Raw genomic sequence first — 26,340 nt, 5'->3', positions numbered from 1 at the left:
CTCCAATTTTGTCGGGGTCGCTAGCCGAGGATCTCCTGGATCTTTGTAAACAAGCTCAGCTTTCCAATCGCCCAGAGCCATTTGCGTAGGTTTGGAGCGTATCTGGTCTAAAATAGGAATATGGTACGTTGAGTTACCTGAAATGCACGTAATTGCCAGCGGGAAGCTGCAAAGTAAGTTGCGTTCGTCAATTTTTTCGGCGTACGACGGTAGGGTCAAATTGTCTAATTTGAGTTGGGAGAAAAGGGAGTGTGATGTCCTTGAATTATGAAAGATAACGCGTAGAGTTGATGCAATTCGGCGAAACTCCGTGGTGTCGCCAGCGTCATACTCTCGAATAGATTTTTGCAAAAAGCGTATCTGTTCTATCAGGTGTGTTTCCAAATCGGATACTGGAACAGCCACTCTTCTTTTTTTGCTCATTGCTTATCGACCATCAAACATCCAACTCCCCCGCAAACTTCGCATTCTCCGAAATATACTGAAACCGCATCTCCGGTTTCTTGCCCATCAACCGCTCCACCAGATCACCGGTCTCCCCCGGCGCATCCTCGTCCACCGATACGCGGATCAGCTTGCGGGAGGCCGGGTCCATGGTGGTTTCCTTCAGGTCCTTGGCGTCCATTTCGCCCAGACCCTTGAAGCGGGAGACGTCGATCTTGCCCTTGCCGCCGATGCCCTTTTCCAACCAGGCGTCGCGCTCGGCCTCGTCTATGCAATAGACGCGCTTGGCGCCTTGGGTCAGGCGGAACAGGGGTGGGCAGGCGAGGTAGAGGTGGCCGGCGTCGATCATCGGCCGCATCTGGGTGAAGAAGAACGTCATCAGCAGCGACGCGATATGCGCGCCGTCGACGTCGGCATCGGTCATGATGATGACCTTGTCATAGCGCAGGTCGTCGATGTTGAACTTCGTCCCCAGCGACACGCCAAGCGCCTGTGACAGGTCGCTGATCTCGGCGTTGGAGCCGAGTTTCGAGGACGCCGCGCCCAGCACGTTCAGGATCTTGCCGCGCAGGGGCAGCAGGGCCTGCGTCTTGCGGTTGCGGGCCATTTTCGCCGACCCGCCAGCCGAGTCGCCCTCGACGATGAACAGCTCCGTGCCGTCGCGGTTGTTCTGGCTGCAATCGACCAGCTTGCCGGGCAGGCGCAGTTTCTTGGTGGCCGACTTGCGGGCGGTTTCCTTTTCCTGCCGCCGGCGCAGGCGTTCCTCGGCCCGCAACACGAGGAAGTCGAGGATGGCGCCCGCCGCCTTGGTGTCGCCGGCCAGCCAGTTGTCGAACCGGTCGCGCACGGCGCCTTCGGTCATCTTGGCGGCAATCTCGGACGACAGCCGGTCCTTGGTCTGGCCGACGAAGGCAGGCTCCGCGATGAAACAGCTGACCAGCGCGCAGCCGCCGGAGATCAGATCCTCGCGCGTGATCTGCGCGGCCTTCTTGTTGTTGGCAAGCTCGCCGTAGGCCTTGATGCCCTTGAGGATCGCGGCCCAGAAACCGGTGACATGGGTGCCGCCCTCGGGCGTGGGAACGGTGTTGCAGTAGGACTGGATGAAGCCGTCGCGCGCGGGCGTCCAGTTGATGGCCCATTCGACCTTGCCCGGCTGGCCGAACTTTTCCTGAAAATCGACGGTCCCCGCGAAGGCCGCATCGGCATAGGTCGACGAGGTGCCCAGCGTTTCGCTGAGGTAGTCGGACAGGCCGCCGGGAAAGTGGAACTTCGCCTCGGTCGGGGTGGTGCCGTCGTCGACGGCCGATTTCCAGCGGATCTCGACGCCGGAAAACAGGTAGGCCTTGGACCGGATCGACTTGAACAGCCGCGCGGGTTTGAGTTGCTGCTGGCCGAAGATCTCGGGGTCGGCGTGGAACGTAACGGTGGTGCCGCGTCGGTTCGGGGCCGCGCCGATCTTTTCGACAGGACCAAGCGGCAGGCCGCGCGAGAACCGCTGTTCGTGCAATTCGCGGTCACGGGCGACCTGCACGATCATGCTGTCCGACAGGGCGTTGACGACCGACGCACCCACGCCGTGCAGGCCGCCGGAGGTCTGGTAGGCCTTGCCCGAGAACTTGCCGCCCGCGTGCAGGGTGCACAGGATCACCTCCAAAGCGGATTTGTCGGGAAACTTGGGGTGCGGGTCGATCGGAATGCCGCGCCCGTTGTCGCGGATGGTGACGGAATTGTCGGCGTGCAGCTCTACCTCGATGCGGTTGGCGTGGCCTGCGACGGCCTCGTCCATCGAGTTGTCGAGGACTTCGGCCACCATGTGGTGCAGCGCGCGTTCGTCCGTGCCGCCGATGTACATGCCGGGGCGTTTGCGCACGGGCTCCAACCCCTCCAGCACCTCGATGGAGGAGGCGTCGTAGGTTTCGGCGGCCGCGCCGTTGAGGAGGTCGTCGGGCATGATGCTGCTCTATCTTGTGTGGTTGCCGACAAGATAAGCGAGATGCGGGTGCGGGGAAAGGGCACCCGCGCGCAGGCCATCAGCGGTCGTAGTCGCTGCCCGACACGGTCACGTTGTCGATGCCGAAGAATTCGTCGTTTGCCCCCTGGTTCAGCGTGGTCGATGCACCAAGGGTCAGCGCCCCGCCGTCGTTGGCCGCGACGACGCGGACACGGTAGGTGTGATCCTCGTTCCCACGTCTGGTCCAGTGGGCCGAGGTGTTGCCGGTATCCACGCTGGTCCGGGTCAGGGTGACGGTCGTTTTGGCGTCGCCATCGATGGTCGTGATCGTCGGCTCGTCCGAATAGACCTGATGCGACGATACGACGACATCCTCGCCGTTGATGGTGATGGTGCCGGTCTCGTTGTCCCAGCTGTCGCCCACGATCATGTCGAACTCGACGATGGCAAAGTCGAAGTCCTCGTCGACGTCGATCGGCAACTCGGCGGTCGATGCATTGCCGGACAGGGCCAGAATGTCGCCGAACCCCGCGATCGATTTCAACTCACCGCCGGTCCAGTCACCGCGGCCATCGCTCAATCCGCTTTCGCCCAGCAGGGTCTCAAACTTGGTCTTAATGGAATAGCTGGTCAGGACTTCGTTCGTGGTTTCGGTCGAGGACTCCACCCCTGTAGAGACGACACCCATGGTCGCAAGGCCAAGACCGACAAGCGCAGCCGTCAGGACGACCCAGTCGACGGTCACGGCGCCGGATTCGGAAGTCAGGAGTGTGTTCATCAGTCAAAACCCTCGCAATCATTACGCGGCCATCATGGGGGTGAACGATGCCAAGAAATTGACGAAAAGTGGGTATATCGACGAGGCGACCGCCCATGTCATGGCACGACGGGCGCGTCTTGCGGCGGCTGGACCTGACTGCGGGCAGCCGGAAGTTTGAAAGGACGACGATGGCACGGATACTTCTGACGGGCGGCGCGGGCTATATTGGGTCGCATACCCATGTCGCCCTGCGTGCGGCTGGATACGATGTCACGATCCTCGATGACTTCTCCAACAGCGATCCGGGCGTTGCGGAACGCCTTGAACGGCTGACCGGCGGGCCGGTGGACCTCGTGACCGGCTCGGTCCTCGACCGGGCCCTGCTGGACCGCATGTTCGCGGAGACCGCCTTCGACGGCGTGGTGCATTTCGCGGCCCGCAAGGCCGTGGGTGAGAGCGTGGCCAAGCCGCTGGACTACTTCGAGACGAACATCGGCGGCCTGCTGACCCTTACGCAGGCCATGAAAGCCGCTGGCGTCTGGCGTATCGTGTTCTCCTCGACCGCGACCGTCTACGGCGAGCCGGAGGTCTTTCCCCTGACCGAAGACATGCCCCTGTCGCATACCTCCCCCTATGCGTTCACCAAGTTGACCTGCGAACAGATCCTCGGACAGGCGGCCGCGGCGGACCCTTGGGCGGTTGGCATCCTGCGGTATTTCAATCCGGTCGGCGCCCATCCTTCGGGCCTGATCGGAGAGGACCCGCGCGGCATTCCCGACAACCTGATGCCCTATATCGCCAAGGTCGCCTTGGGCGAGTTGGAGCGGTTGCAGGTGCATGGCAACGACTACGACACGCCGGACGGCACCTGCTGGCGCGACTACATCCACGTCATGGACTTGGCGCAGGCGCATGTCCTGTCCCTGAATGCCCTGATGGAGGGGCGCGGCCATGTTCTGAACATAGGAACCGGACGTCCGGTGTCGGTGCTGGAAATGCACGCCGCCTATCAGGACGTCGTGGGGCGCGAGTTGCCCCATGTCATCGGCCCCCGCCGCCCAGGCGACGTGCCGCGCCTCTATGCCGACCCTGCGCGCGCGCGGGACGAACTCGGGTTCGAGGCGGAATACGGGTTGCGCGACATGTGTCAGTCCAGCTGGGATTGGGTGCAGGCGCAGTCGGCTGGTTGGCGGTTCAATTCCTGAGGGGGGCGGTGGCGAATCTGGTGAATGCCGGGAAGGCGATGGGATCGGTGCCCGTCGGCTGATAGGTTGCCGCAAGGTTCGAAAGCAGCGGATCGATGCGCACATATGCTTCCCACAGGGACTGTCGCGGAACCGGGGCTGCTTCTACCGTGAAAGCATTGCTGTCGTCTGTCAGGGTCAGCCAGCATGTTGAGATGACGCGACCAGTCGGGCAGAATATCAGACCGATCATGCCGCTCGGGGCTGTGATGACCCAGGCATCTCCTGGGCCGCGCAGTCTTCCTTCACCAATACCGAGGCAGTCCAGTGATCCATCCGGCGGGCGAATTGCGCGGTGGGTGCCCGGTTCTGTCTGCGTGGTCGCTTTCGATAGCCAAGAAAGGAAAAGATCGAACGACTGCTGATTGCAGTAATCTTGGCGGAGATTGAATCCGATCATGCTGCGGATAGCGGCTGGCACGTCGATCTGACGTTCTGTCGGCCCCAGATCCGCGATGTAGTTCGGACCGCCGACGATCAAGTGTATCCAGCCGTCGCAGCCGGGACAGGATAGAAACTCCTCCCAAGGTATGAAGATACGATGACCCAATCTCGCGTTTGTCGCAGGGTCCGTTGGTGCCGTGGTGACAGGAGACTGATAGAACCAAACGGTTGTAAGAGCCGCAGCCACGCCCACCATCGCGCCGATTGTCACGAATTTATGCATGCTAGCGCGCTTCGCAAGCCGCGTCCCTCACTGGGCGCGGGCGGCTTCGATGGCCGGGCGGATCTGGTCCTCGATCACGCTGCTGGTGATGGGGCCTGCAAAGCGCAGGGCGACGGTGCCGTCGCCTGCGATCACGAAGGTCTCCGGCACGCCGTAAAGGCCCCAGTCGATTCCCGTCCGCCCGGTTCCATCCACGCCGATCGCGGCGAACGGATCGCCCAGTTCCTCCAGAAAGGCGTTCGCGTCGGGGATCTTGTCCTTGTAGTTGATGCCGTAGACCGGAAGCTCCTGTGACAGGGCCTCCAGCTGAGGGTGCTCGGCCCGGCAGGGGATGCACCAGCTGGCCCAGAAGTTGACGAGCTTCACCTCACCGTCCGCCAGCATCGCATCGGGCAGGGGGGCGCGGCCCGGAAGCTCCGTGACGTTCAGCGCGGGCGCCGCCCCGCCGATGAGGGCCGAGGGCAGGGCGTCCGGATCCTCGCGGAACAGGCCGGATACGAAGAACCCCGCCAGTGCGGCGAACAGGGCGATGGGCACAAGCGCGAGAAGCCTCATTCCCCGACCTCGGTCAGCTTGCGCTTGGCGGCGCGCGACGATGCGATGCTCTGCCCTATCAGCCCGAGGATAAGAACAGCGGAGAGCCCATAGGCCAGCCAGATGTCGAAGGCATATTTCCCGAGGTCAATCATGCAAGACGGTCCCGAAGTGCGAGGGCATGGAGGCGGCGACGGCGGATTTCGGTGCGGGTGCGCATCAGCACGAGCGCGACGAACAGCAGCACGAAACCCGCGAGCGTCACCACGAGCGGCAGCCAGAAGACGTCGGCCACGTTTTCTTCCGCATCGAGGGAGAGGGACGCGCCCTGATGCAGGCCCTGGTTCCAGAATTGCGCGGCATAGCGCGACAGAACGGCGAAAACCGTCCCCACGAGGCAGAGGATGGAGGTCAGGTCGGCGGCCTGATCCGCGTCCTCGATCGCGGACCACAGGGCGATGTAGCCGAGGTAGAACAATCCGAGGATCAGGAAGGAGGTCAGGCGCGGATCCCATTCCCAGTAGGTGCCCCACATCGGCTTGCCCCAGATGGCGCCGGTGATCAAAGCCACGGCGGTCATGATCAGACCGATGGGTGCCGCCGCGCGGGCAGCGAGGGCGCTGACGTGGTGGCGGCGGATCAGCCAGACAAGCGAGGTCACAAGCATCATGAACCACGCATTGATGGCGAGGAACGCGCTGGGCACGTGGATGTAGATGATCTTGACCGAATGCCCCATGCGGAAGTCTTCGGGCGTGAAGAAGAACCCCCAGACGAGGCCCGTTCCGCACAGCAGGATGGCCAATGTCCAGACCCATGGTTGCAGGCGGGCGGACAGGGCCATGAAGCGGCGGGGGTTGGCGTATTCCCAGATCGACATGGCCCCCTTCCTATGGGCCGGACCGGGTTGCCGCAAGCGGTCTGACGCCACTGTGAAAGGGACGCTATGTCGCGTTTGCGGGGTGCCGCAGAGGCTTTGATCCGACAGGGTGCGCAGTGCGAACCGGTGTTGCCCGGCTCAGCGCAGGTTGACGCGCAGGGCCGCCGCCGTCGCGAACGGCAGCAGGGCAATACAGCCCAGCGTGATGGCCGCCAGCAGGGCCAGCGGTGTCGCCGTCGACAGACCCTCCGCCCCGCGTCGCGTCACCTCGGCCCCGAACACGAGCGTGGGAATATAGAGCGGCAGGACGAGCAGCGACATCAGGAGGGATCCGCGCTTCAGCCCGACGGTCAGGGCCGCGCCGAAGGTTCCCAGCCAGCTGAGCGCAGGGGTTCCCACAGCCAGCGACAGAACCAGCCACGGCAGGGCCGACGCCGGCAGGAACATCAGCAGGCTCAGCGGGGCGGCAATCAACGTCAGCGGCAGGCCCGTCGTCAGCCAGTGAACGACCGCCTTGATCGTGGCCGCCCCCTCCAGCGGGATCGGCGCGGTGGCGAGCAGGTCGAGCGATCCGTCCTCCGCGTCCAGCGCCCACAGACGGTCGAGCGACAGCAGGCAAGCGAGGAGCGCGCCCAACCACAGGATGCCCGCCGCGATCGGCGCCAACAGATCGGGCTGCGGGCCGACGGCAAGAGGGACCAGCGTTGCGAGGATCAGGAAGAACGCAAGCCCGAGGCCGAAGCCGCCGCCCGCGCGCAGGGCCAGGCGCAGGTCGCGCATCAGCAGGGCGATCATGGATGCGGCCCGTGTTTCGGGATGGCGCAACGGGTGCGGCTCATTCGACGGCCTCGGCGAAGGGGTCGGCTTCGCGGGCGCGGGAGGCACGGGCGGCGAAGGCGGTGACATCGAGCATGCGCGTTTCCGGCAGGCCGAGGTCGATGTGTGTGGCGATGAGGGCGCTGCCACCGCCCTGCAGATGCGCAGTGACGGCCTTGGCGAACAGGGCAACATTCGCCGCGTCCAACGAAACGGTCGGTTCATCCAGAAGCCAGACGGGCCGGTCAGTCAGCGTCATCCTTGCCAGGGCCGCGCGACGTTTCTGGCCCGCGGACAGATCGGCGGCGCGTCGCGACAGAAGGCCGCCAAGGTCGAAGGCCTGCGCGGCCCTGTCGACGGCGGGCCGCCCGGTGCCGAATGCGGCAGCCCAGAAGGCAAGGTTCTCGGCAACCGTCAGTTGCGCCTTGAGGCCGTCTGCATGGGCCCCGTAGGCCATGACATCCGCATCCGCGGACACGGTGCCCGCAACCGCAGGGGTCAGACCGCACAGCGTTCGCAGCAACGTCGTCTTGCCCGCGCCATTCGGCCCGCGAAGGATCAACGCCTCACCCCGCGCCAGGGTGAAGCACACGTCGCGCAGCACGACGGCTTGGCCCCGGCGGCACGCAAGGTTGGTGACGGTCAATGTCATACCAACTGCCTAGCCGGGGTCGCAGGCCAGAGGGAAGACCTGTTGGCCCGTGGCGATCGCAAAGGATGCGCGAACCCCGAAAAATCGCGAAACGGCTCAAAAGGTCGCGATTGCATACCACGGTATACCCTTGATCCGAGCGCGCCCATGGGGCATGAGGCAGGCAATAGCCACCCACCCTTTCGGGAGACCGCCAATGACCGTCCAAGTCGGAACAGACACCGCCAAGACCCGCCGCACGCTGAGCGTCGGTAGCCAGTCCGTCAGCTACTACTCGCTCGCCGCGGCGACCGAGGCGGGTCTCGGCGATTTCTCGAAATTGCCAGCCGCGTTGAAAGTCGTTCTGGAAAACCTGCTGCGGTTCGAGGATGGCGGCCGTTCGGTCAGCCTCGATGACATCAAGGCATTTGCGGACTGGGCTGTTCAGGGCGGCAAGTCCCCGCGCGAAATCGCGTATCGCCCCGCGCGCGTTCTGATGCAGGATTTCACCGGCGTGCCCGCCGTGGTCGACCTCGCCGCCATGCGCGACGGCATCAAGGCGCTGGGCGGTGACGCACAGAAGATCAATCCGCTGAACCCCGTCGACCTCGTCATCGACCACTCGGTCATGATCGACGAGTTCGGCAACCCGCGCGCCTTCCAGATGAACGTGGACCGCGAGTACGAGCGCAACATGGAGCGTTACCAGTTCCTCAAGTGGGGTCAGACCGCGTTCGACAACTTCCGCGTCGTCCCCCCCGGAACCGGCATCTGCCACCAGGTGAACCTCGAATACCTCGCACAGACCGTCTGGACGGATACCGACCAGAACGGTGACCTTGTCGCCTATCCCGACACGCTGGTCGGCACCGACAGCCACACCACCATGGTCAACGGCGCCGCTGTTCTTGGCTGGGGCGTGGGCGGCATCGAGGCCGAGGCCGCGATGCTGGGTCAGCCGATCTCGATGCTGATCCCCGAAGTCGTCGGTTTCGAACTGACCGGTGCGATGATGGAAGGGACGACCGGCACCGACCTCGTCCTGAAGGTCGTCGAGTTGCTGCGTGAAAAGGGCGTCGTCGGCAAGTTCGTGGAATTCTACGGCGCGGGCCTCGACAACCTGCCGCTGGCCGACCGCGCGACGATCGCCAACATGGCGCCCGAATACGGCGCGACCTGCGGCTTCTTCCCGATCGACGACGAGACGCTGCGCTACCTGCGCAACACGGGCCGTGAAGAGGACCGGATCGCGCTGGTCGAGGCCTATGCAAAGGAAAACGGGTTCTGGCGTGGTGCGGATTATGCGCCGGTCTACACCGACACGCTCAGCCTCGACATGGGCACCATCGTGCCTGCCATCTCGGGCCCGAAGCGCCCGCAGGACTACATCGCCCTGACGGCCGCATCCAAGACCTTCTCGCAGTATGTCAACGGCATCCGCTCCGGCAAGGACGCCAGCGCCCGCGCCGAGATCCGCTGGGAAGGTGAAGGCGGCGCGCCGGAGCCGGTCGAGATCCCGGGTGATGAAGGGTTCCACATGAAGGGCTGGATTTCCGGTGGCGATGCCGACCGGTCGCAGCTGCATGACGGGTCCATCGTGATCGCCTCGATCACGTCCTGCACCAACACGTCGAACCCCTACGTGATGATCGGCGCGGGCCTCGTGGCGCGCAAGGCGCGCGCGCTTGGTCTGAACCGCAAGCCCTGGGTCAAGACATCGCTGGCCCCCGGATCGCAGGTTGTGTCCGCCTACCTCGAGGCCGCGAACCTGCAGGAGGATCTGGACGCCATCGGCTTCAACCTCGTCGGTTATGGCTGCACGACCTGCATCGGCAACTCCGGCCCGCTGGCGCCCGAGATCTCCAAGACGATCAACGACAACGATCTGATCGCCACCTCGGTCCTGTCGGGCAACCGCAACTTCGAGGGGCGGATTTCGCCGGACGTGCGCGCCAATTACCTCGCCTCGCCGCCGCTGGTCGTGGCCTATGCGCTGGTGGGTGACATGAACGTGGACATCACCAAGGAGCCGCTGGGCAAGGACCGCGACGGCAACGATGTCTACCTCAAGGACATCTGGCCCACCGCCAAGGAAGTCGCAGACCTGGTCGAGGAAACCGTGACGCGCGAAGCCTTCCAGGAAAAGTACGCCGACGTCTTCAAGGGCGACGACAAGTGGCAGGCCGTCGAGGTGCCCCAGCAGGAGACCTACGACTGGCCGGCAACGTCTACCTACGTGCAGAACCCGCCGTATTTCCAGGGCATGTCCCCCGAGGCCGGCACCATCCACGACATCAAGGGCGCGCGTGTCCTTGCCGTTCTGGGCGACATGATCACGACCGACCACATCAGCCCGGCCGGATCGTTCAAGGAAACCTCGCCTGCCGGTCAGTACCTGATCGAACGTCAGGTGCCGGTGCGGGAGTTCAACTCCTACGGCTCGCGCCGTGGCAACCACGAGATCATGATGCGCGGCACCTTCGCCAACATCCGCATCAAGAACGAGATGCTGGACGGCGTTGAGGGTGGCTATACCAAGGGCCCCGATGGCGAGCAGACCTCGATCTATGACGCGGCGATGGCGTGGCAGGACGCGGGCGTCCCGCTCGTCGTCTTTGGCGGAGAGCAGTATGGCGCCGGGTCGTCGCGTGACTGGGCGGCCAAGGGCACGGCCCTTCTGGGCGTCAAGGCCGTCATCGCCGAAAGCTTCGAGCGGATCCACCGCTCCAACCTCGTCGGCATGGGCGTGATCCCGTTCGAGTTCACCGGTGGCGACAGCCGCGGCTCCCTCGGGCTGACGGGTGAGGAGCAGGTCAGCATTGAAGGGTTGGCCGACGTCAAGCCGCTTCAGGAAGTGCCTGCCACGATCACAATGGCCGACGGTACCGAAAAGGCGATCACGTTGAAGTGCCGGATCGATACCGAAGTGGAGATCGACTACATCAAGAACGGCGGCGTGTTGCACTACGTGCTGCGCAATCTTGCGCAGGCGCCCGTCGCCGCAGAATAAGCATATCCTAACAATGCGCGCGAAGGGCCCCGGTTTCGGGGCCCTTCGTCGTTTCGCGATTGCGCCCCGCAAGGATCGCGTTGCGGTGCCGCGATCTTCGGGCCGCGTGCAAATGATGAAAGCGGTGGCAAGGCACGGCAAGCCGACCGGTTCCCCATTGCCCCGGCCCATGGCGTTGAGGCAGGGTCGTGCCCGTGTTGCTGATTTGGGGCATATGGCATGCGTGGCTTTCCTGATCTTCCTCCGATCTGGCTATTGGGGTGCATGGCGGTGTCATGGCTGCTGGGACGTGGCCCGGGGCCATCGGCCGGGGGGCCGGGGGCCTGGGCGGGCGCGGCCCTGATCGGCGTGGCGCTGGCCCTGATCGGGTGGTGTGGCCTGTGGTTCCTGCGCAAGCGCACCCCGATCGAACCCCATCACCGGCCCAAGGCCCTGATCACCGAGGGGCCATACCGCCTGTCGCGCAATCCCATCTACCTTGCGCTGGTGCTGATCGCCTCGGGCTATGCCCTGCGGCAGGACACGCTGCTTGCCCTCGTGCCGGTTGCCGGCCTCGTCTGGGTGCTCGACAGGCGGTTCGCCCGGATCGAGGAGAAGGCGCTTCTGGATACCTTCGGCGGGGCGGCGCGGGCCTATGTCGCGCGGACGCGGCGTTGGTTGTAAGGCGGTCCTCACCCAAGGGTGATTGGCAATGCCGCATCGGTCTGTCTAGGTAACGGGTGACACAAACGGGATTTTCCTGCTCATGCGTTTTGCCTTGCTTCTGTCCGCCACCCTTGCCGCCGCACCCGCCGTGGCCGACCCCGTCGTCGTGGAACTGTTCACGTCGCAGGGTTGCTCTTCCTGCCCACCGGCGGATGACATGCTGGGGGAGCTTGCGGATCGGTCGGACGTGATCGCGCTGTCGCTGCATGTCGACTATTGGGACTGGATCGGTTGGGCGGATACCTTCGCCAAACCCGGCTTTTCCCAGCGGCAGCGTGACTATGCCTCGGTTGCGGGGTCCAGCGTGGTCTATACGCCGCAATTCGTCATCGGCGGTCAGGATCAGGTCGCCGGGCCATCGGGCATGCAGTTGGCCGAACTGATCGATGCGCATCGCGGGCGCAGCGGGGATGTTCTGCGCGTCGCCTCGGGCACCGACGGGCGCAAGGTCATGGCGATGGAATCGGACGCGGGTGGTCAGCTGATCCTCGTGACCGTCCTGCCGGAGGCAACGGTGCCGGTCCTGCACGGCGAGAACGCGGGGCGGGACATGACCTATCACAACGTGGTCACCGGCTGGGAGGTTCTGACCGATTGGTCGGGCGAGGCGATGTCCGTCGTCCTCCCGTCGGTGCCGGAGGATCACGCGCAATTCGTGCTGGCCCAATCGTTGATCGACGGCAAGCCGGGTGCCGTGATCGGTGCCGTGCGCGCAGACTGATCGCATGCAGCGCTGGACCTGCCGGCAGGTGGCAGGCACACCGGGCCCATGATACGCGCGATTCTCTTCGACAAGGACGGCACCTTCACCGACTTCCGGCAAACGTGGGAACGGTGGATGCCTGGACCCATCCGTGAACTGGCCCGGGAAACCGGAGCCCCGCCCGATGTTCTGGCAGACGTGATCGGTTTTGATCTTGAAGCCGGCGTCATCCGGCCCGACGGTCGGTTCGTGACGGCGACCAATGCCGAAACCGGGGCCGCCATCGCGGAACTTGTCGGATGGGACGCAGACCGGATCCGCCGGTGGTGGGACCTGCGCGTCATGGAGGTGGAGCAGGTGCCGGTAACCGACCTAGCACCCTTGCTGCATGACATTGCGGGTCGTGGCCTGGCCCTTGGTGTTCTGACCAACGCGGATGAAAGCGAGGCGCGGATCCATCTTGCCCACCTCGGGATCCTCGATCATTTTGCCCAAGTCATCGGGTATGACAGCGGGTGGGGGGCCAAGCCGGGCCATCATGGTGCGCTGGCCTTCGCAGAGGGTCTGGGCCTTCGACCGCAGGAGGTGGTGGTCGTCGGCGATGGCATGACCGACATGCTGGCGGCCAAGGGGGCGGGCATGCGCGCCGTAGCCGTGTTGACCGGCACCCTCGACCACGCGGCCCTCGCACCTCATGCCGAGGTCGTCCTGCCGGATGTCAGCCATTTGCCGGCATGGCTGGATGCCCAAGAAATTTCCCTGCAGACCGCATAGCGAAAACGACACCAACGGTCGCAGTTCGCCAATCGTCGCCGAACCGCGCTTCGCATCCTGCGAGGACAGGAGGGCGACGCCATGGATGGACAGACCGAACCGACGGAACCGCGTCGCAGGCGTGCGGGGGGCCGCAGGGGCCATGCGGATCGCGCCGGTACCGCCGTCATCGATCAGATGCCGTTCCGTCAGCCCCGCAACCCCGACCGTCCGACCGAACCGCTGGACGCCGACGGGGTGCAGGCCATCCACAAGGGGGCCATGCGGATCCTGTCGGAGATCGGCATCGAATTCCTGAACCCCACCGCGGTGGAGCACATGCGCCGGGCGGGATGCCGGGTCGATGGCACGAACGTGCGCATGGACGAGGATTTCGTGATGGAGATGATGGGAAAGGCGCCGTCGGAGTTCACCATCACCCCGCGCAATCCCGACAAGCGCCTGACCATCGGCGGCAACTGGATGGCCTTCGGCAACGTCTCCAGCCCCCCGAACTACTGGGATCTGAAGACCGGCAAGGTGTCGGGCACCTGGGACCGCTATGTCGAGTTTCTGAAGCTCACGCAGTATTTCAACTGTATCCACTTCGCCGGTGGCTATCCGGTCGAAGCGATCGATATCCATGCCAGCGTTCGCCATCTCGACTGTCTCGAGGCGAAGCTGAACCTGACCGACAAGGTGGTGCATGCCTATTCGCTGGGACGCGAGCGGGTCGAGGATGTCATCGAGATGACGCGGATCGCCGGGGGCCTGACGCATGAGGCGTTCGACGCAACGCCGCGGATGTATACCAACATCAATTCGGTCAGCCCGCTGAAACACGATTTCCCCATGCTCGAAGGCGCGATGATCCTGGCCAAGCGGCGCCAGCCGATCATCATCACCCCCTTCACCCTCGCGGGCGCGATGGCCCCCGTGACGATGGCAGGGGCAGTGACCCTGTCGATGGCGGAATCCCTCGCGGCGGCCTGCCTGCTTCAGTACATCGCACCCGGTGTTCCGATCGCCTTGGGCACTTTCACGTCGAACGTGGACATGAAGTCGGGTGCGCCCGCGTTCGGCACGCCGGAATACATCCGGGCGACGCAGATGACCGGACAGATGTGCCGCTTCTACGGTGTTCCGATGCGCGCCTCCGGCGTCTGCGCCGCGAATGTCCCGGACGGTCAGGCGATGTGGGAAACGACCGCGTCCCTCTGGTCGGCGGTGCAGTCGGGCACGAATGTCATCTATCATGCCGCCGGCTGGCTCGAGGGTGGGTTGATCGCCTCGCCCGAGAAATTCGTGATGGATTGCGAAGTCCTACAGCAGATGCAGCGCTATTTCGACCCGTCGATCTGGGCCACGACCGAGGACGATATCGCCGTGGAGGCCATTCGCGAGGTGGGCCCGAACGGGCATTACTTCGGCTGTCAGCATACGCAGGACCGCTATCAGACGGCCTTCTATCAGCCGTTCCTGTCCGACTGGCGCAACTACGAAGCGTGGGACATTGCCGGAGCGACATGGACGGCGGAGCGCGCGCACGACATGTCGCGCCGCATCATCGCCGGGTTCGAGGCACCGCCGATGGATATCGCGATCCGCGAGGAATTGGCCGCCTTTGTCCGCCGCCGCAAGGAAGAGGGGGGCGCCCCGACGGATTTCTAGGATTTCTTAACCACCTGTTGAGAGATGTCGGGTCAGTGTTCCGCCATACCAGTCGAGAGGGGGGGCACGATGCACGGCATGATCTGCAAATCCCTCGAGGCGTTCCTGACCACCACACACGGCCCACTGGTCTGGAAGCAGGTGCGTCAGGCGGCCGAATTGCCGTTCGACCGTTTCGAGACGATGCTGAGCTATCCCGACGCGCAATTCGACGCGGCGCAGGGGGCGGCGGCGGCGCATCTGAACCAGGACCGTATCCACCTGATGGAGGACATCGGAACCTGGATCTGCACGCATCCGCCGCTGGAACCCGTGCGCAGGCTGTTCCGGTTTACCGGAACGACGTTTCAGGATCTGCTTCTGTCCATCGACGAGATCGACGCAAGGGGCCGCATGGCCGTGCCCGATCTGGGCCTGCCGAACTACCATCTGAACCAGTTGACCAGCTCTGCCTACGAGGTTTCATCCAACTGGTGTGTCCCGGGGGCGAGTGGTCTGTTGACGGGCGCGTTGCGCGCGCTCGCGGATGAATACGGCGCCCTTGCGATGCTCGACGTCGGGCCTGCCGTGCGGCTGGACGAGGGTTGGTCGGAAACCGTGACGATCCAGTTGGTGCAGGAGGCCTTCTATCCGGTGGAGGCATTCTCGCTCGGCGGGGCGATATGACGGGCCCATTGTGCAACGACGCCATGCTGAACGCGATCCTGCCGATGCACATCCTGTTCGATGCGCGGGGGCGGGTGCAGCGGGTTGGAAAGACCTTCGACCATATCGCGCCGGGGGCGGCGGGCCAGATGCTGTGCGACGTGGTTCAGGTTCTGCATCCCAAATGCTGTGGAAATCCTGTCCAACTGCTGCAGAATCCCGGTCGCCGCCTGACCGTGGAATTGCCGCAGGAGGGGCGGGTCGGTCCTGGGCAAAGCCGGACACGGATGCGGGCGGTCGTCTATGATCTTGGGGATGGGGGGCTGATCAACGTCTTCTTCGGCACGGACGTCACGAAAGGCGTCGCGCGGCACGGACTGACGGCGGCGGATTTCGCGGCCTTCGACCCCACGATCGAAATCCTGTTCCTGATAGAGGCGCAGTCGGCTGTGGTCCGGGAATTCGCGCATCTGAATGACCGTCTGGTCGAGGCGCACAGCGAGGCGGAACACCGGGCGATCACCGACAAACTGACCGGGTTGCACAATCGGCGGGCAATGGACCGGCACCTTGCGACCCTGTCGGACAACGGAACGGAATTCGGGCTGATGCATCTGGATCTCGACTACTTCAAGTCGATCAACGATACGTTCGGTCATGCCGCCGGTGATCATGTCCTGTCGCGTGTCGGGACCATCCTGCGCGATGTCGTGCGGCAGGGTGACATGGTCGCGCGCGTGGGGGGGGACGAATTCATCCTCGTGTTCGGTCGCTGCCGTGACGTCGACCTCATGCGGCGGATCGCGGACCGCATCATCGCGCGCCTCGAGGAACCTGTCATTTTCGACGGCCACGTCTGTCGCATTTCCGGCAGCATCGGCATCACGATGTCCAGCTTCTATCGGGTGCCCGAACCCGACCGTTTGATGTCGGATGCCGATACGGCGCTCTATGCCTCCAAGAACCACGGCCGCGCGCGCTACAGCGTGGCGAGCCCCGGACAGGTTTGATCGCGCGCGGCGCCCGGCCCAGGCGACCGGGGCGGCGGGTAGCCACGTGGGAATGGCTGCGTGGAACGCTCGGCTGTCAACGCGACCTGAAAGACGACGGGGCATTGCCTGTCGATCGGGTCAGGCCAAGCCCTCGATCTCGATCCAGACGGGCAAATGGTCGGATGCTCTCTCGGCCATCTGCCGTGTGGCGACGCCGCTGTCGCGAACGATCAGATCGGGGCTGACGACGAAACGGTCCAGCCGCAGGCTGGGGCGGCTTGCGTGAAAGGACGGGCCGGGCAGGACCGCGCGCCATGGCGACCCGGCAGGCAGAAGGCTGCGACCGGGGCGCCATTCGTTCAGATCGCCGCCCAGCAGAACGGGCCCCTCGAATGCCTCGGCTGTCCGAAGGACATGCGCCATCTGTTGCAGGCGGTCCTTGTGGCGCAGCCCGAGGTGCAGCGCGCCGATTGTCAGGCTGCCGCCGCACCCGGTGCATCTGGCGAGGACCGCGCCGCGCGGCTCTAGCCCCGGCAGGTCGATGGCCTGCAATCGGTCCAGTGTGAAAACACGTCCCAGCAGGACGGCATTGCCATGGTGGCCTATCGAGGGTGTATCCGGGTCCGCATCTATCATCGACCAGCCCGCGGCCCGGACGCTATCGGGGGGCAGGGCGGGTGGACGCGGTGGCAGGCGCCGGTCCGCCTCCTGCAGGATGACGATATCGGCGGCAAGGCGGTTCAGAACCCGCAGGATGCGCGCAGGATCGCGCCGCCAGTCAAGGCCGACTGCCTTGCGGATGTTCCAGCTGACGATACGGATCCGGCGGGTCATAGAAGCGGTCCGAACAGGCGTGCGACCGGGGCAAGGGCGCGCACATGCCATGGGCCGGGCATCTGCAGTGGCACTGCGCGTTCGAAGTCCTTTGCGAACATCAGGTCCATCTGCTGCGCGAAATCGGTGTCTTCGATCAGGGCGATCTGTTCGAAGTTCAGCAACATCGACCGGATGTCGAGGTTCGCGGTTCCGACGGAGGCGATATCGTCGTCGATCAGCATGACCTTGGAATGCAGGAACCCCGGCAGGTATTCGTGCACCTCGATCCCGGCGGCGATCAGATCGCGCGCTGCGCTGCGCGATGCATACCACGCCAGCATGTTGTCGGATTGCCGGGGGATCAGGATGCGAACATCGACCCCGCGCAGGGAGGCAAGCTTCAGCGCGGTCGCGACATCCGCATGTGGCACGAGGTAGGGCGTCGTGAGCCAGAGGCGCGTTCTGGCCAGCCCGATCAGGCCGCAGGCCAGCAGGCTGCCGCGTTCAAGGGTATCGGTCGCCCCGAAACCGGCGACGACACCACGGCACCCGCCATCGTCTGCAACCAACGGGCGCGCGTTCGCAGAGGGTGGAACGGCGTCCCCCGTCAGATCTGTCCAATCGGCGGCAAAGATTGCGCGTAGTTGATCGACCATCGGTCCGCGCAGGCGAACATGCGTGTCGCGCCAACTGTCGAAATCCTTGCCACCGTCGATGTATTCGTCACCGACATTGATGCCGCCCGTGAACCCGATCGCGCCGTCGACGATGACGGTCTTGCGGTGATTGCGCAGGTTCAGCCCGATACGTCCCATGACGCGTCGGGGGGCGACGATCCCCTGAAAGCGCACGCCTTCGGCCCGCAGGGCGCGGGCATACCGATGCCCGAGGAACAGGGAGCCGACCATGTCGCACAGAACCCGCACATCGACGCCCCGTCGTGCAGCGGCGATCAGGCGGTCACGCAATGCGCGGCCGATCGTGTCGTCGCGAATCGTGTAGAACTGAACCAGAACCTCATGCTGGGCCTGATCGATGGCTCCAAAGATGGCGTCGAACGTCGGTCCGCCATCGATCAACAGGGTCGCCGTGTTCCCCTCGGTGACCGGCGCGCCGACCACGCCGGTCAATGTCTCAAGCCGGGTTCCCGTCGCGATCGGGGCCGGGCAGGCGTGCTGCGCGCCCTTGGGTGCGCCGGAACGTGACACGCTGCTGAACAGGGCGAACATCGGAATGGCAAGCAGTGGAAACGAGACCAGAAAGACGACCCAGGCGGCGGCCCCCTGCGGTGTGCGCGCGGTCACAAGCGCGGCCCGCGCCACGAGCAGGCCGACAAGAACAAGCGCAAGTTGTGCCCCGACACCCAGCCAAATCACCATGCCTGCCACCCCGTGATCGTTTGCGGTCGTCCATATGTTGAAACCGGTCTGCATCGCTGTGGCCGACAGTGCAACCTGCGGGCCAAACGGCTGTCGCGGACTGCGGTTCCGGAGAGGGCTTGCGCAGGGCGTTCGCAGGATGCCGCGGAACAAGGTGATGTCGCCGGGACTTATCCCATAGCGGCGCAAGCGTCGTGTGATGACATGCGGGGCCTTCGAGGGCCTTGGGTGGGGGTATTTCGGACCTGCTGGCTGGTGGCGCGATACACTGGCAGGGTCGTGGTACGCCTCCTCCATCGACCGCCGCGGGGCGGGCATGTAGGTGGGAACGAATGGCCGGGGGCGGTGCTGTGGCGAAAGATCGAATGCATCGCACGGCTATTGGCTGAACCGCCGGGCAAGCCCATTTAACGCGTTCCGGGACCGAGGCGCCCAAGTTCAAGGACAAACCCCCCATGACCGATGCGACAAGCGAGACACCCCCCGCCCTGACGTTCGAGAGCGATGCGGGATCGAACCGCTCCAAATGGGTGGCCGGTGCCCTTGCGCTTGCCATCGTTGCATGGATGGGCAGCGGATTCATCCTTCCGGCCGAGGATACGGATGCCACGCCGGAGGAGGAACGCGTCCTGCGCCCCGTGACGGTCGCCGTACGCGCATCGACCGCCGAGCCGGTCGCGCAGGTCTTCGTGGCAGAGGGACAGGCCCTGCCGGACCGGGACACGGTGGTCCGTGCCGAGACGTCGGGCCAGATCGGCGAGGTTCTGGCGGAGATGGGCGCGGACGTTGCCGCAGGACAGGTCATCGCGCGCTTCGATGTCGCCGCCCGACAGGCCGACCTTGATCGCGCGGAACAGGAACGTATCCGCGCCCAGCGGGAATTCGACAACGCCGAGGCCTTGCTGGACCGTGGTGTTGCTACCGTGGACCGGGTGGCCGAAGCCCGCGCGGGCCTTGCCTCGGCCATTGCGGGCGTCACCGCAGCGCAGCAGGCCATCGCGGACACGGAAATCCGCGCGCCCTTCGATGGTCGGCTGGAAGCCTTGGACATCGAGGTCGGTGAATTCGTCTCGGCGGGGGCGAACGTGGGGCGCGTCGTCGACAACACGCCCCTGACGATCGAAATACAGGTCCCGCAACAATCGCTGCGCGATATCAAGGTCGGTCAGCCGGCCGATGTGGCGTTCATCACCGGAGATACGGCGCAGGGCGAGGTGCGCTTTGTCGCGACCAGCGCGGACGCAGAGACGCGCACCTTCACGGCGCGCGTCGAGGTGCCGAATGCGGACGGGGCCATTCCCGCAGGCATCAGCGCACAGTTGCGCATCCCGACGGGCGAGGAGGTCGCACATTTCGTGTCGCCCGCGATCCTGTCCCTCGACACCGACGGCACGCTCGGGATCAAGACGGTGACCGGGGATGACACCGTCGCGTTTCACGAGATCGCCATCGTTCGTGCCCAGACGGACGGGATCTGGGTGGCGGGCCTGCCGGACGAGGTGCGGATCATCTCGGTGGGGCAGGGGTTCGTGAACGACGGTGAGGTCGTGGACCCGCAGGAAGACGACGCCGGCACATCGCGCACCCCGTCAGAACCCGCGCCCGGTGTGCCCGACATGGCGGAGGATGCGCAGGGCACGGCCAGCATCACCGGGGCGGCCCGATGAACGCCCTGATCGATGCCGCATTCAGCCGCGCGCGCGTCGTGGTTCTCGTGCTGATCATGGTGCTGACGGCGGGCGCCTATTCCTATGTCGCGATCCCCAAGGAAAGCTCGCCCGAGATTCCGATCCCGATCTTCTATGTATCGACCGGTCTGGACGGAATTTCCCCAGAGGATGCGGAACGTCTGCTGGTCGAACCTCTGGAGACGGAGCTGTCTTCGATCACGGGTCTGAAACAGATGACGGCGAACGCGGGCGAAGGCTATGCCAGCGTCCAGCTGGAGTTCGAGCCCGGCTTCGATGCGGACGAGGCCCTCGACAAGGTGCGCGAAGGGGTCGACCGCGCCACCCCCGACCTGCCCGACGATGCCTATGATCCGACGGTGACCGAGATCAATACGGCGCTTTTCCCGATCCTCACGACGATCCTGTCGGGTCCGGTGCCCGAGCGGACGCTGAATACGCTGGCCGAAGATCTGAAGGACCGGATCGAGGCCCTGGAAGGCGTTCTGGAAGTCGATGTCGGCGGGGCCCGGACCGAGCTTCTGGAGGTGCTGATCGACCCCACGATCTTCGAGACCTACAACATCAGTTTCGAAGAGCTGATTTCCCAGATCAACCGCAACAACCTGCTTGTCGCCGCCGGCGCGATCGAGAACGGGGCCGGGCGCATCGTCCTCAAGGTTCCCGGCCTGATCGAGGACGTGGCCGACGTCATGGCCCTGCCGGTGAAGGTGCGTGGCGACACGGTCGTGACCTTTGCGGACGTGGCCACGGTCCGGCGCACCTTCGAGGATCCGACGGGGTTCGCCCGGATCGATGGCCAGCCTGCCCTCGCGCTGGAAATCAAGAAACGGTCGGGGGCCAACATCATCGAGACGGTCGCCGCCGTTCGGGGTGTCATCGAAGAGGCCCGTATGGATTGGCCCGAAAGCCTGACGATCAACTACATGCAGGACGAGAGCGAACAGGTCGAGACGATGCTGTCCGACCTCGAAGCGAACGTGATCGCGGCCGTCATCCTCGTCATGATCGTGATCGTCTGGGCGCTGGGCATCCGGTCGGCCCTGCTGGTCGGGCTGGCCATTCCGGGGGCTTTCCTTGCCGGTGTCACGGCGCTGTCGGTCATGGGCTATACCATGAACCTCGTGGTCCTGTTCAGCTTGATCCTCGTGGTCGGAATGCTGGTCGACGGGGCGATCGTGACGACCGAACTGGCGGACAGGCGCCTGCAGGAGGGGGACGCGCCCAAGGCCGCCTATGCCTTTGCGGCCAAGCGGATGGCATGGCCCATCATCGCCTCGACGGCCACCACCCTGTCGGTATTCTTCCCGCTTCTGTTCTGGACCGGAACGGTGGGTGAATTCATGAAATTCCTGCCGATCACCGTCATCCTGACGCTGACCGCGTCTCTTTTCATGGCGCTGATCTTCATTCCGGTGGTTGGCGGCATCATCGGGCGCAAATCCCCGCAGGGGGCCAAGGACAAGGCGGTTCTTCATGCCGCTGAACGTGGCGACCCGCGTGACCTGGGCGGCGTGACCGGTGGCTATGTCCGTCTGTTGCAATTCGCCATTCTGCGACCGTGGGCAACGCTGATCATGGCAGTCTCCTTCCTGCTTGCGGGGTTCACGGCCTACGGACAGTTCGGCAACGGCATCAGCTTCTTTCCTTCGGTCGAGCCTGACTTCGCCCAGGTTCAGGTCCGGGCGCGCGACAATTTCTCGATCTACGAAAAGGATGCGCTCGTGCGGCGGGTAGAGGCGCGTCTGTTCGACTATCCCGAGATCGCGTCCGTCTATGCGCGGTCGGGGGGATCGAACCAGGACGCGGCCGATCTGATCGGCACGATCCAGATCGAATTCACCGAATGGGACACGAGGCGCCCCGCGGAGTTGATCGCAGAGGACATCCGCATCGACATGGCCGAGGTGCCGGGTATCGACGTGCAGGTGCAGACAGCCTCGAACGGGCCGAGCGCGGGCAAGCCGATATCCCTCCGCGTGCGGGCCAACGATCCGCAGGCCCAAGCGGATGCCGTGACGGCCATTCGCGCCGCGATGGACGATATCGGCGGGTTCACCGACGTGACGGACACGCGGCCCTTGCCGGGGGTGGAATGGCAACTGTCGGTCAACCGGTCCGAAGCGGCCCGTTTCGGTGCCGATATCTCCACGCTGGGTCAGGCGGTGCAACTTCTGACGCGCGGCATTACCGTGGCCGATTATCGCCCCGATGATGCGGAAGGCTCCGTCGATATCAACGTGCGCTTTCCGTCCGAAGAACGCACGCTGGAGGAGTTGCAGTCGCTGCGCGTGCCGACGACAGCCGGCCTCGTCCCGATTTCCAACTTCGTGACGTTCGAGCCGGCCCCGAGGTCGGGGACGATCACCCGCGTGGATCAGCGCCGCGTCATCACGATTGAATCGAACGTCGCGCCGGGTGTCCTCGTGAACGATCAGACCGTCGCCCTGCAGGCGGCCATCGACGATCTGAACCTGCCACAAGGCGTGGAAGCCGCGTTCGCGGGCGAGGCCGAGGATCAGACCGAGTCGATGGTGTTCCTCGTCGGGGCCTTTGCCACGGCGATCTTCCTGATGTTCGTCATCCTCGTGATACAGTTCAACAGCTTCTATCAGGCGTTCGTCGTCATGAGCGCGATCGTCTTTTCGGTCGCTGGCGTGCTGTTCGGCCTGATCCTGACCGGGCGTCCGTTCGGCGTCGTCATGGGGGGCATCGGGGTGATTGCCCTTGCGGGGATCGTCGTGAACAACAACATCGTGCTGATCGATACCTACAATGACCTCAAGCGTCTGGGCCTGTCACCCCTCGAGGCCGCCCTGCGCACCGGGGCACAGCGTCTGCGCCCGGTCGTTCTGACTTCGGTGACGACGGCACTGGGCCTGCTGCCGATGGTGATCGGGGTCAATCTGAACTTTTTCACGCGTGAAATTGTCTATGGTGCGCCGTCGACCCAATGGTGGACGGAGCTGAGCTCGGCGATTGCGGGGGGCCTCGTGATCGCGACCGTGCTGACCTTGATCGTGACACCCGCAATGCTGATGCTGGGGGAAAAGTCGGCCAACCGTGCGAAACGCACGGCGCCGGTGGGCAAGACCGCGCCGGCATGATTGTGGAATGCGGGGGACGTGAATGACGATCGATGACCTCGACCGGGCGATCCTGCGGGTGGTGCAGGGCAACGCCCTGCTGTCGGCGGGGGCGGTGGGGCGCGCCGTGGGCCTGTCGCAACCGGCCGCGTGGCGGCGGCTGCGCCGGCTGCGTGACGAGGGTGTCTTGCGGGGGCGTGACCTGTCCCTTGACCTGGAAAAGCTGGGCTTCGGCGTCTCTGTCTTTCTGGGGGTCAAGCTGGCCACCAAGGGCCGCGTCAGTCTGGAAGATTTCGAACGCGCCGTCAGCGCCATCCCCGAAGTGCGGCGGGTGGAACATGTGCTGGGGCGCTACGACTACCGCCTGCGTGTGACCGCCCGCGACCTGTCCGACTTCGAGCGCGTGCTGCGTCGGCGGATCATGGCTTTGCCCGGCGTGGGCGAGGTCGAGGCCAATGTCCTGCTGAGCGAGGAGCGGCTGCCTGGCCCGCTGTGACATGGGTCCCCCCGCATGCCGAGGATCGGAGTTGTCCCGCGCGTTTCGGAAACCTGCGAACCCCACCACGCCGCGCGGTATGCCGAGATAGGCTTTGCCGTGCCCGGACGGGCATGAAATATCATCGCCAACGCAGGAGGAACCGTCATGGCATTGCTCGATACCGTGGACCCGCAGGGTCTCGAAGAATTCTCGGTCGTCTTCACGGACCGTTCGCTCAATTCCATGAGCCAGTCGTTCCAGCAGGTCATGCGCGATCTGCACGGCGCCTTGTGCGAGGTTTACGGCGCGGATCATGCCGTCATCATTCCCGGCGGCGGCACCTTCGGCATGGAGGCCGTGGCGCGTCAGTTCGGACAGGGCGCCCGCGCCCTGGTCGTGCGCAACGGCTGGTTCAGCTATCGCTGGTCCCAGATCATGGAGGCCGGCGCCTTCACCGAGGGGGCCGAGGTCCTCAAGGCGCGCCAACAGGGCAACGACAGCCGCTCGCCCTTCGCGCCTGCCCCCATCGACGAGGTGGTCGCCCGCATTCACGAGGTCAGGCCCGACGTCGTCTTCGCGCCGCACGTCGAGACATCGGCGGGCGTGATCCTGCCGGACGATTACATCACCGCACTCGCCACGGCTGCACACGAGGTCGGTGCCCTCATGGTGCTGGACTGCATCGCCTCGGGCTGTGCCTGGGTCGATATGCGCGCAACCGGCGTCGACGTTCTTATTTCCGCCCCGCAGAAGGGCTGGTCGGCGTCACCCTGCGCCGGGCTCGTGATGCTGTCGGAGCGTGCGCGCGCCCGCGTCGAGGAAACGACGTCGGACAGTTTTGCCATCGACCTGAAGAAATGGTCGCAGATCATGGATGCCTACCTGGCCGGTGGGCACGCCTATCACGCCACCATGCCGACCGATGCCCTGCGCGTGTTCCGCGACACGGTCGACGAGACACGTGCCCTCGGCTTCGACCGTGCCAAGGATGCGCAATGGGAGCTTGGCAACAAGGTGCGCGCCATGCTGGCCGCCAAGGGCGTGCCCTCGGTCGCTGCCGACGGGTTCGGCGCCCCCGGTGTGGTCGTCAGCTATGCGCCCTCGGCCGAGATCAAATCGGGCGCCGCCTTCATGGCGTATGGAATGCAGATCGCCGCCGGCGTGCCGTTGCAATGCGACGAACCGGCGGATTTCGCCACCTTCCGCCTGGGCCTGTTCGGTCTGGACAAGCTGCGCGATGTCGATGGGACGGTCGAACGGCTGGTGCGCGTGATCGATCAGGTCTTTCCGGGCTGAGCCTGCGTCGGACGGCCCCCCAGACCCAGCCGCATCATGGTGCGGCGCAGGGGGGCCACATCGTGCAGGAGGGCCATGCCCTTGCCACGCAGGGCCTGAACCGGTGCATAGCTGGCCCGTGACGTCCGGTTCAGCATGTCGATCCCGGCCATCCGGGCCGCGATGTCGGGCCATCTCTGGCGGTGATAGGCATCCAGCATCGCGGCCGAGCCCAAATCATGCCGCGCCGCCAGATCACGCAGGGCGGCGATATCCTTCAGCGAAGTGTTCAACCCCTGCGCCCCGATCGGGGGCATTGCGTGGGCCGCCTCGGCCGCAAGCGCCAGGCGCGGGGCCGTCAGCCGATCCGCGATGCGGGACAGGATCGGCCATGCGGCACGTTGGCTGATGACCGTCAGCGGGCCCATGACCCCGGCGGAGCGGTCGTTGACCTCGGCCGTGAAGGCATCCTGCTCCAGCTCCATCCGGTGGACCTGTGCGGCCGCGTCGTCCATCCAGACGACAGCGGATCGATGCGTGTCTTCACGGTCGGGCAGGGGCACGAGGGTGAAGGGCCCGCCGCTGCGATGCACCTCTGTCGATACATTGTCATGGGGCATGTCGTGGGCAACGGCAAAAACGATCGCCGTCTGATCGTAGTCCACGGTGCGCGCGCCGATACCGGCCATCCCGCGCAGGGGGCTGGTGCGGCCGTCACAGGCCAGGACAAGCGCCGCAGACAGCCGGGTGCCATCGGACAGGGACACGCGTGCCGCCGTCGTGCGGGCGAACAGGCCCGTCACGGCCGTGTCGAACCGCGTCGCCACCGTCGACAGGTCAGCCACCCGGGCCAGCAGTTCCCGCCGAAGAAGCCAGTTCGGAACGTTCCATCCGAACGGCGCGTCGGAAATATCGCCCGATGTGAAATCGCGACTGACGGGCGTATTGCCGGATGCGTCCACGATGCGCATCACGTCCAGTTCGGTGCCATGGGCCGCAAGGCCCTCCCACGCGCCAGCCGCCGTCAGAAGGTCGCGCGCGGGTTGCAGCAGAGCCGTCGTGCGCAGATCGGCCCCCGGCGCATCCTCGCCAGTGATCGGCGGGGCCGGGTCGACAAGGGTGATCCGGTGCCCCGCCGCCCCAAGGATACAGGCCGCGGCAAGGCCCGCAGGACCGGCGCCGGAGATGAGGATATCGGTGTCATGTTCCATG

23 protein-coding genes are annotated in these 26,340 nt (G+C 65.0%); 12 read left to right on the top strand and 11 right to left on the bottom strand.

Going from position 1 to position 26,340, the window contains the following annotated elements; genetic code table 11:
• Positions 1–436: 436 nt before the first annotated feature.
• Together parE and V6N07_RS05170 are read right to left on the bottom strand one after the other, a co-directional pair.
• Positions 437–2,395, bottom strand: a complete 1,959-nt coding sequence (gene parE / locus V6N07_RS05175) for a DNA topoisomerase IV subunit B (RefSeq protein ID WP_371154561.1) — start codon at positions 2,393–2,395, stop codon at positions 437–439.
• A gap of 79 nt (positions 2,396–2,474) precedes the next feature.
• Positions 2,475–3,173: a hypothetical protein gene (locus tag V6N07_RS05170; RefSeq protein WP_371154558.1), complete on the bottom strand. Its 699-nt coding sequence runs from the start codon at positions 3,171–3,173 to the stop codon at positions 2,475–2,477.
• Positions 3,174–3,343: 170 nt separating this feature from the next.
• On the opposite strand from V6N07_RS05170, the gene galE reads away from it, so the two are divergent.
• A complete protein-coding gene (gene galE, locus V6N07_RS05165) occupies positions 3,344–4,360 on the top strand; it encodes a UDP-glucose 4-epimerase GalE (RefSeq protein ID WP_371154556.1) in 1,017 nt (338 codons plus the stop codon).
• On the opposite strand, the gene V6N07_RS05160 is transcribed toward galE, so the two are convergent.
• The 6 genes from V6N07_RS05160 to ccmA all read right to left on the bottom strand — a co-directional run bounded on the left by V6N07_RS05160 (position 4,350) and on the right by ccmA (position 7,948).
• Positions 4,350–5,066, bottom strand: coding sequence for a hypothetical protein (locus V6N07_RS05160; protein ID WP_371154555.1), 717 nt, complete (start codon positions 5,064–5,066; stop codon positions 4,350–4,352). The genes galE and V6N07_RS05160 overlap by 11 nt on opposite strands.
• A 27-nt stretch (positions 5,067–5,093) precedes the next feature.
• On the bottom strand, positions 5,094–5,621 hold the full coding sequence (locus V6N07_RS05155) for a DsbE family thiol:disulfide interchange protein (RefSeq protein ID WP_371154553.1): 528 nt from the start codon (positions 5,619–5,621) through the stop codon (positions 5,094–5,096).
• Positions 5,618–5,755, bottom strand: a complete 138-nt coding sequence (gene ccmD / locus V6N07_RS05150; RefSeq protein ID WP_371154551.1) for a heme exporter protein CcmD — start codon at positions 5,753–5,755, stop codon at positions 5,618–5,620. The genes V6N07_RS05155 and ccmD overlap by 4 nt, the downstream gene beginning before the upstream one ends.
• Positions 5,752–6,480 (bottom strand): heme ABC transporter permease CcmC, encoded by a 729-nt coding sequence (gene ccmC, locus V6N07_RS05145; protein ID WP_371154549.1) that lies wholly within the window; start codon positions 6,478–6,480, stop codon positions 5,752–5,754. Before ccmC ends, ccmD begins: the two co-directional genes overlap by 4 nt.
• Before the next feature lie 138 nt (positions 6,481–6,618).
• A complete protein-coding gene (gene ccmB, locus V6N07_RS05140; RefSeq protein WP_371154547.1) occupies positions 6,619–7,275 on the bottom strand; it encodes a heme exporter protein CcmB in 657 nt (218 codons plus the stop codon).
• 40 nt (positions 7,276–7,315) lie between these two features.
• Positions 7,316–7,948 carry a heme ABC exporter ATP-binding protein CcmA gene (gene ccmA / locus V6N07_RS05135; protein ID WP_371154545.1) on the bottom strand — a complete coding sequence of 211 codons (633 nt, stop codon included), beginning with the start codon at positions 7,946–7,948 and terminating at the stop codon, positions 7,316–7,318.
• Positions 7,949–8,144: 196 nt separating this feature from the next.
• On the opposite strand from ccmA, the gene acnA reads away from it, so the two are divergent.
• The 7 genes from acnA (at position 8,145) to V6N07_RS05100 (ending at position 16,424) form a co-directional block, all read left to right on the top strand.
• A complete protein-coding gene (gene acnA / locus V6N07_RS05130) occupies positions 8,145–10,937 on the top strand; it encodes an aconitate hydratase AcnA (RefSeq protein WP_371154543.1) in 2,793 nt (930 codons plus the stop codon).
• 219 nt (positions 10,938–11,156) lie between these two features.
• On the top strand, positions 11,157–11,600 hold the full coding sequence (locus V6N07_RS05125; protein WP_371154541.1) for an isoprenylcysteine carboxylmethyltransferase family protein: 444 nt from the start codon (positions 11,157–11,159) through the stop codon (positions 11,598–11,600).
• An 82-nt stretch (positions 11,601–11,682) separates the two neighbouring features.
• Positions 11,683–12,363 (top strand): DUF1223 domain-containing protein, encoded by a 681-nt coding sequence (locus V6N07_RS05120; protein WP_371154540.1) that lies wholly within the window; start codon positions 11,683–11,685, stop codon positions 12,361–12,363.
• A 48-nt stretch (positions 12,364–12,411) separates the two neighbouring features.
• On the top strand, positions 12,412–13,119 hold the full coding sequence (locus V6N07_RS05115) for an HAD family hydrolase (RefSeq protein ID WP_371154538.1): 708 nt from the start codon (positions 12,412–12,414) through the stop codon (positions 13,117–13,119).
• A gap of 81 nt (positions 13,120–13,200) precedes the next feature.
• Positions 13,201–14,769, top strand: coding sequence for a trimethylamine methyltransferase family protein (locus tag V6N07_RS05110; protein WP_371154536.1), 1,569 nt, complete (start codon positions 13,201–13,203; stop codon positions 14,767–14,769).
• Between the two features lie 69 nt (positions 14,770–14,838).
• Entirely contained in the window at positions 14,839–15,435 is a 597-nt protein-coding gene (locus V6N07_RS05105; RefSeq protein ID WP_371154534.1) for a heme NO-binding domain-containing protein, read from the top strand.
• The gene (locus tag V6N07_RS05100) at positions 15,432–16,424 is read left to right on the top strand and encodes a diguanylate cyclase domain-containing protein (protein ID WP_371154533.1); all 993 of its coding nucleotides are present in this window, start codon (positions 15,432–15,434) and stop codon (positions 16,422–16,424) included. Before V6N07_RS05105 ends, V6N07_RS05100 begins: the two co-directional genes overlap by 4 nt.
• A 120-nt stretch (positions 16,425–16,544) precedes the next feature.
• Here the strand turns inward: V6N07_RS05100 and V6N07_RS05095 are convergent, their stop codons facing one another.
• Together V6N07_RS05095 and cls are read right to left on the bottom strand one after the other, a co-directional pair.
• Complete coding sequence (locus V6N07_RS05095; protein WP_371154531.1) at positions 16,545–17,240, bottom strand: endonuclease/exonuclease/phosphatase family protein; 696 nt, start codon at positions 17,238–17,240, stop codon at positions 16,545–16,547.
• A complete protein-coding gene (cls, locus tag V6N07_RS05090) occupies positions 17,237–18,601 on the bottom strand; it encodes a cardiolipin synthase (protein ID WP_371154529.1) in 1,365 nt (454 codons plus the stop codon). The genes V6N07_RS05095 and cls overlap by 4 nt, the downstream gene beginning before the upstream one ends.
• Before the next feature lie 455 nt (positions 18,602–19,056).
• Here cls and V6N07_RS05085 point away from each other — a divergent pair, with 455 nt between their 5' ends.
• From V6N07_RS05085 to V6N07_RS05070, 4 genes are all read left to right on the top strand, one after another.
• Complete coding sequence (locus V6N07_RS05085; protein WP_371154528.1) at positions 19,057–20,268, top strand: efflux RND transporter periplasmic adaptor subunit; 1,212 nt, start codon at positions 19,057–19,059, stop codon at positions 20,266–20,268.
• Complete coding sequence (locus tag V6N07_RS05080) at positions 20,265–23,396, top strand: efflux RND transporter permease subunit (RefSeq protein WP_371154527.1); 3,132 nt, start codon at positions 20,265–20,267, stop codon at positions 23,394–23,396. Before V6N07_RS05085 ends, V6N07_RS05080 begins: the two co-directional genes overlap by 4 nt.
• Positions 23,397–23,418: 22 nt before the next feature.
• Positions 23,419–23,871: an Lrp/AsnC family transcriptional regulator gene (locus tag V6N07_RS05075; protein ID WP_371154525.1), complete on the top strand. Its 453-nt coding sequence runs from the start codon at positions 23,419–23,421 to the stop codon at positions 23,869–23,871.
• A 147-nt stretch (positions 23,872–24,018) separates the two neighbouring features.
• Positions 24,019–25,149: an aminotransferase class V-fold PLP-dependent enzyme gene (locus V6N07_RS05070; protein ID WP_371154524.1), complete on the top strand. Its 1,131-nt coding sequence runs from the start codon at positions 24,019–24,021 to the stop codon at positions 25,147–25,149.
• Here the strand turns inward: V6N07_RS05070 and V6N07_RS05065 are convergent.
• On the bottom strand, positions 25,131–26,339 hold the full coding sequence (locus V6N07_RS05065) for an FAD-dependent monooxygenase (RefSeq protein WP_371154522.1): 1,209 nt from the start codon (positions 26,337–26,339) through the stop codon (positions 25,131–25,133). The genes V6N07_RS05070 and V6N07_RS05065 overlap by 19 nt on opposite strands.
• Position 26,340: the final 1 nt, after the last annotated feature.

The sequence above is a fragment of the Jannaschia sp. 2305UL9-9 genome (assembly GCF_041403465.1).
In the GTDB taxonomy this organism is placed as follows: domain Bacteria; phylum Pseudomonadota; class Alphaproteobacteria; order Rhodobacterales; family Rhodobacteraceae; genus Jannaschia.
The sequence above is the reverse complement of the archived record's forward strand: the minus strand, read 5'-3'. Positions and strand labels throughout refer to the sequence as shown.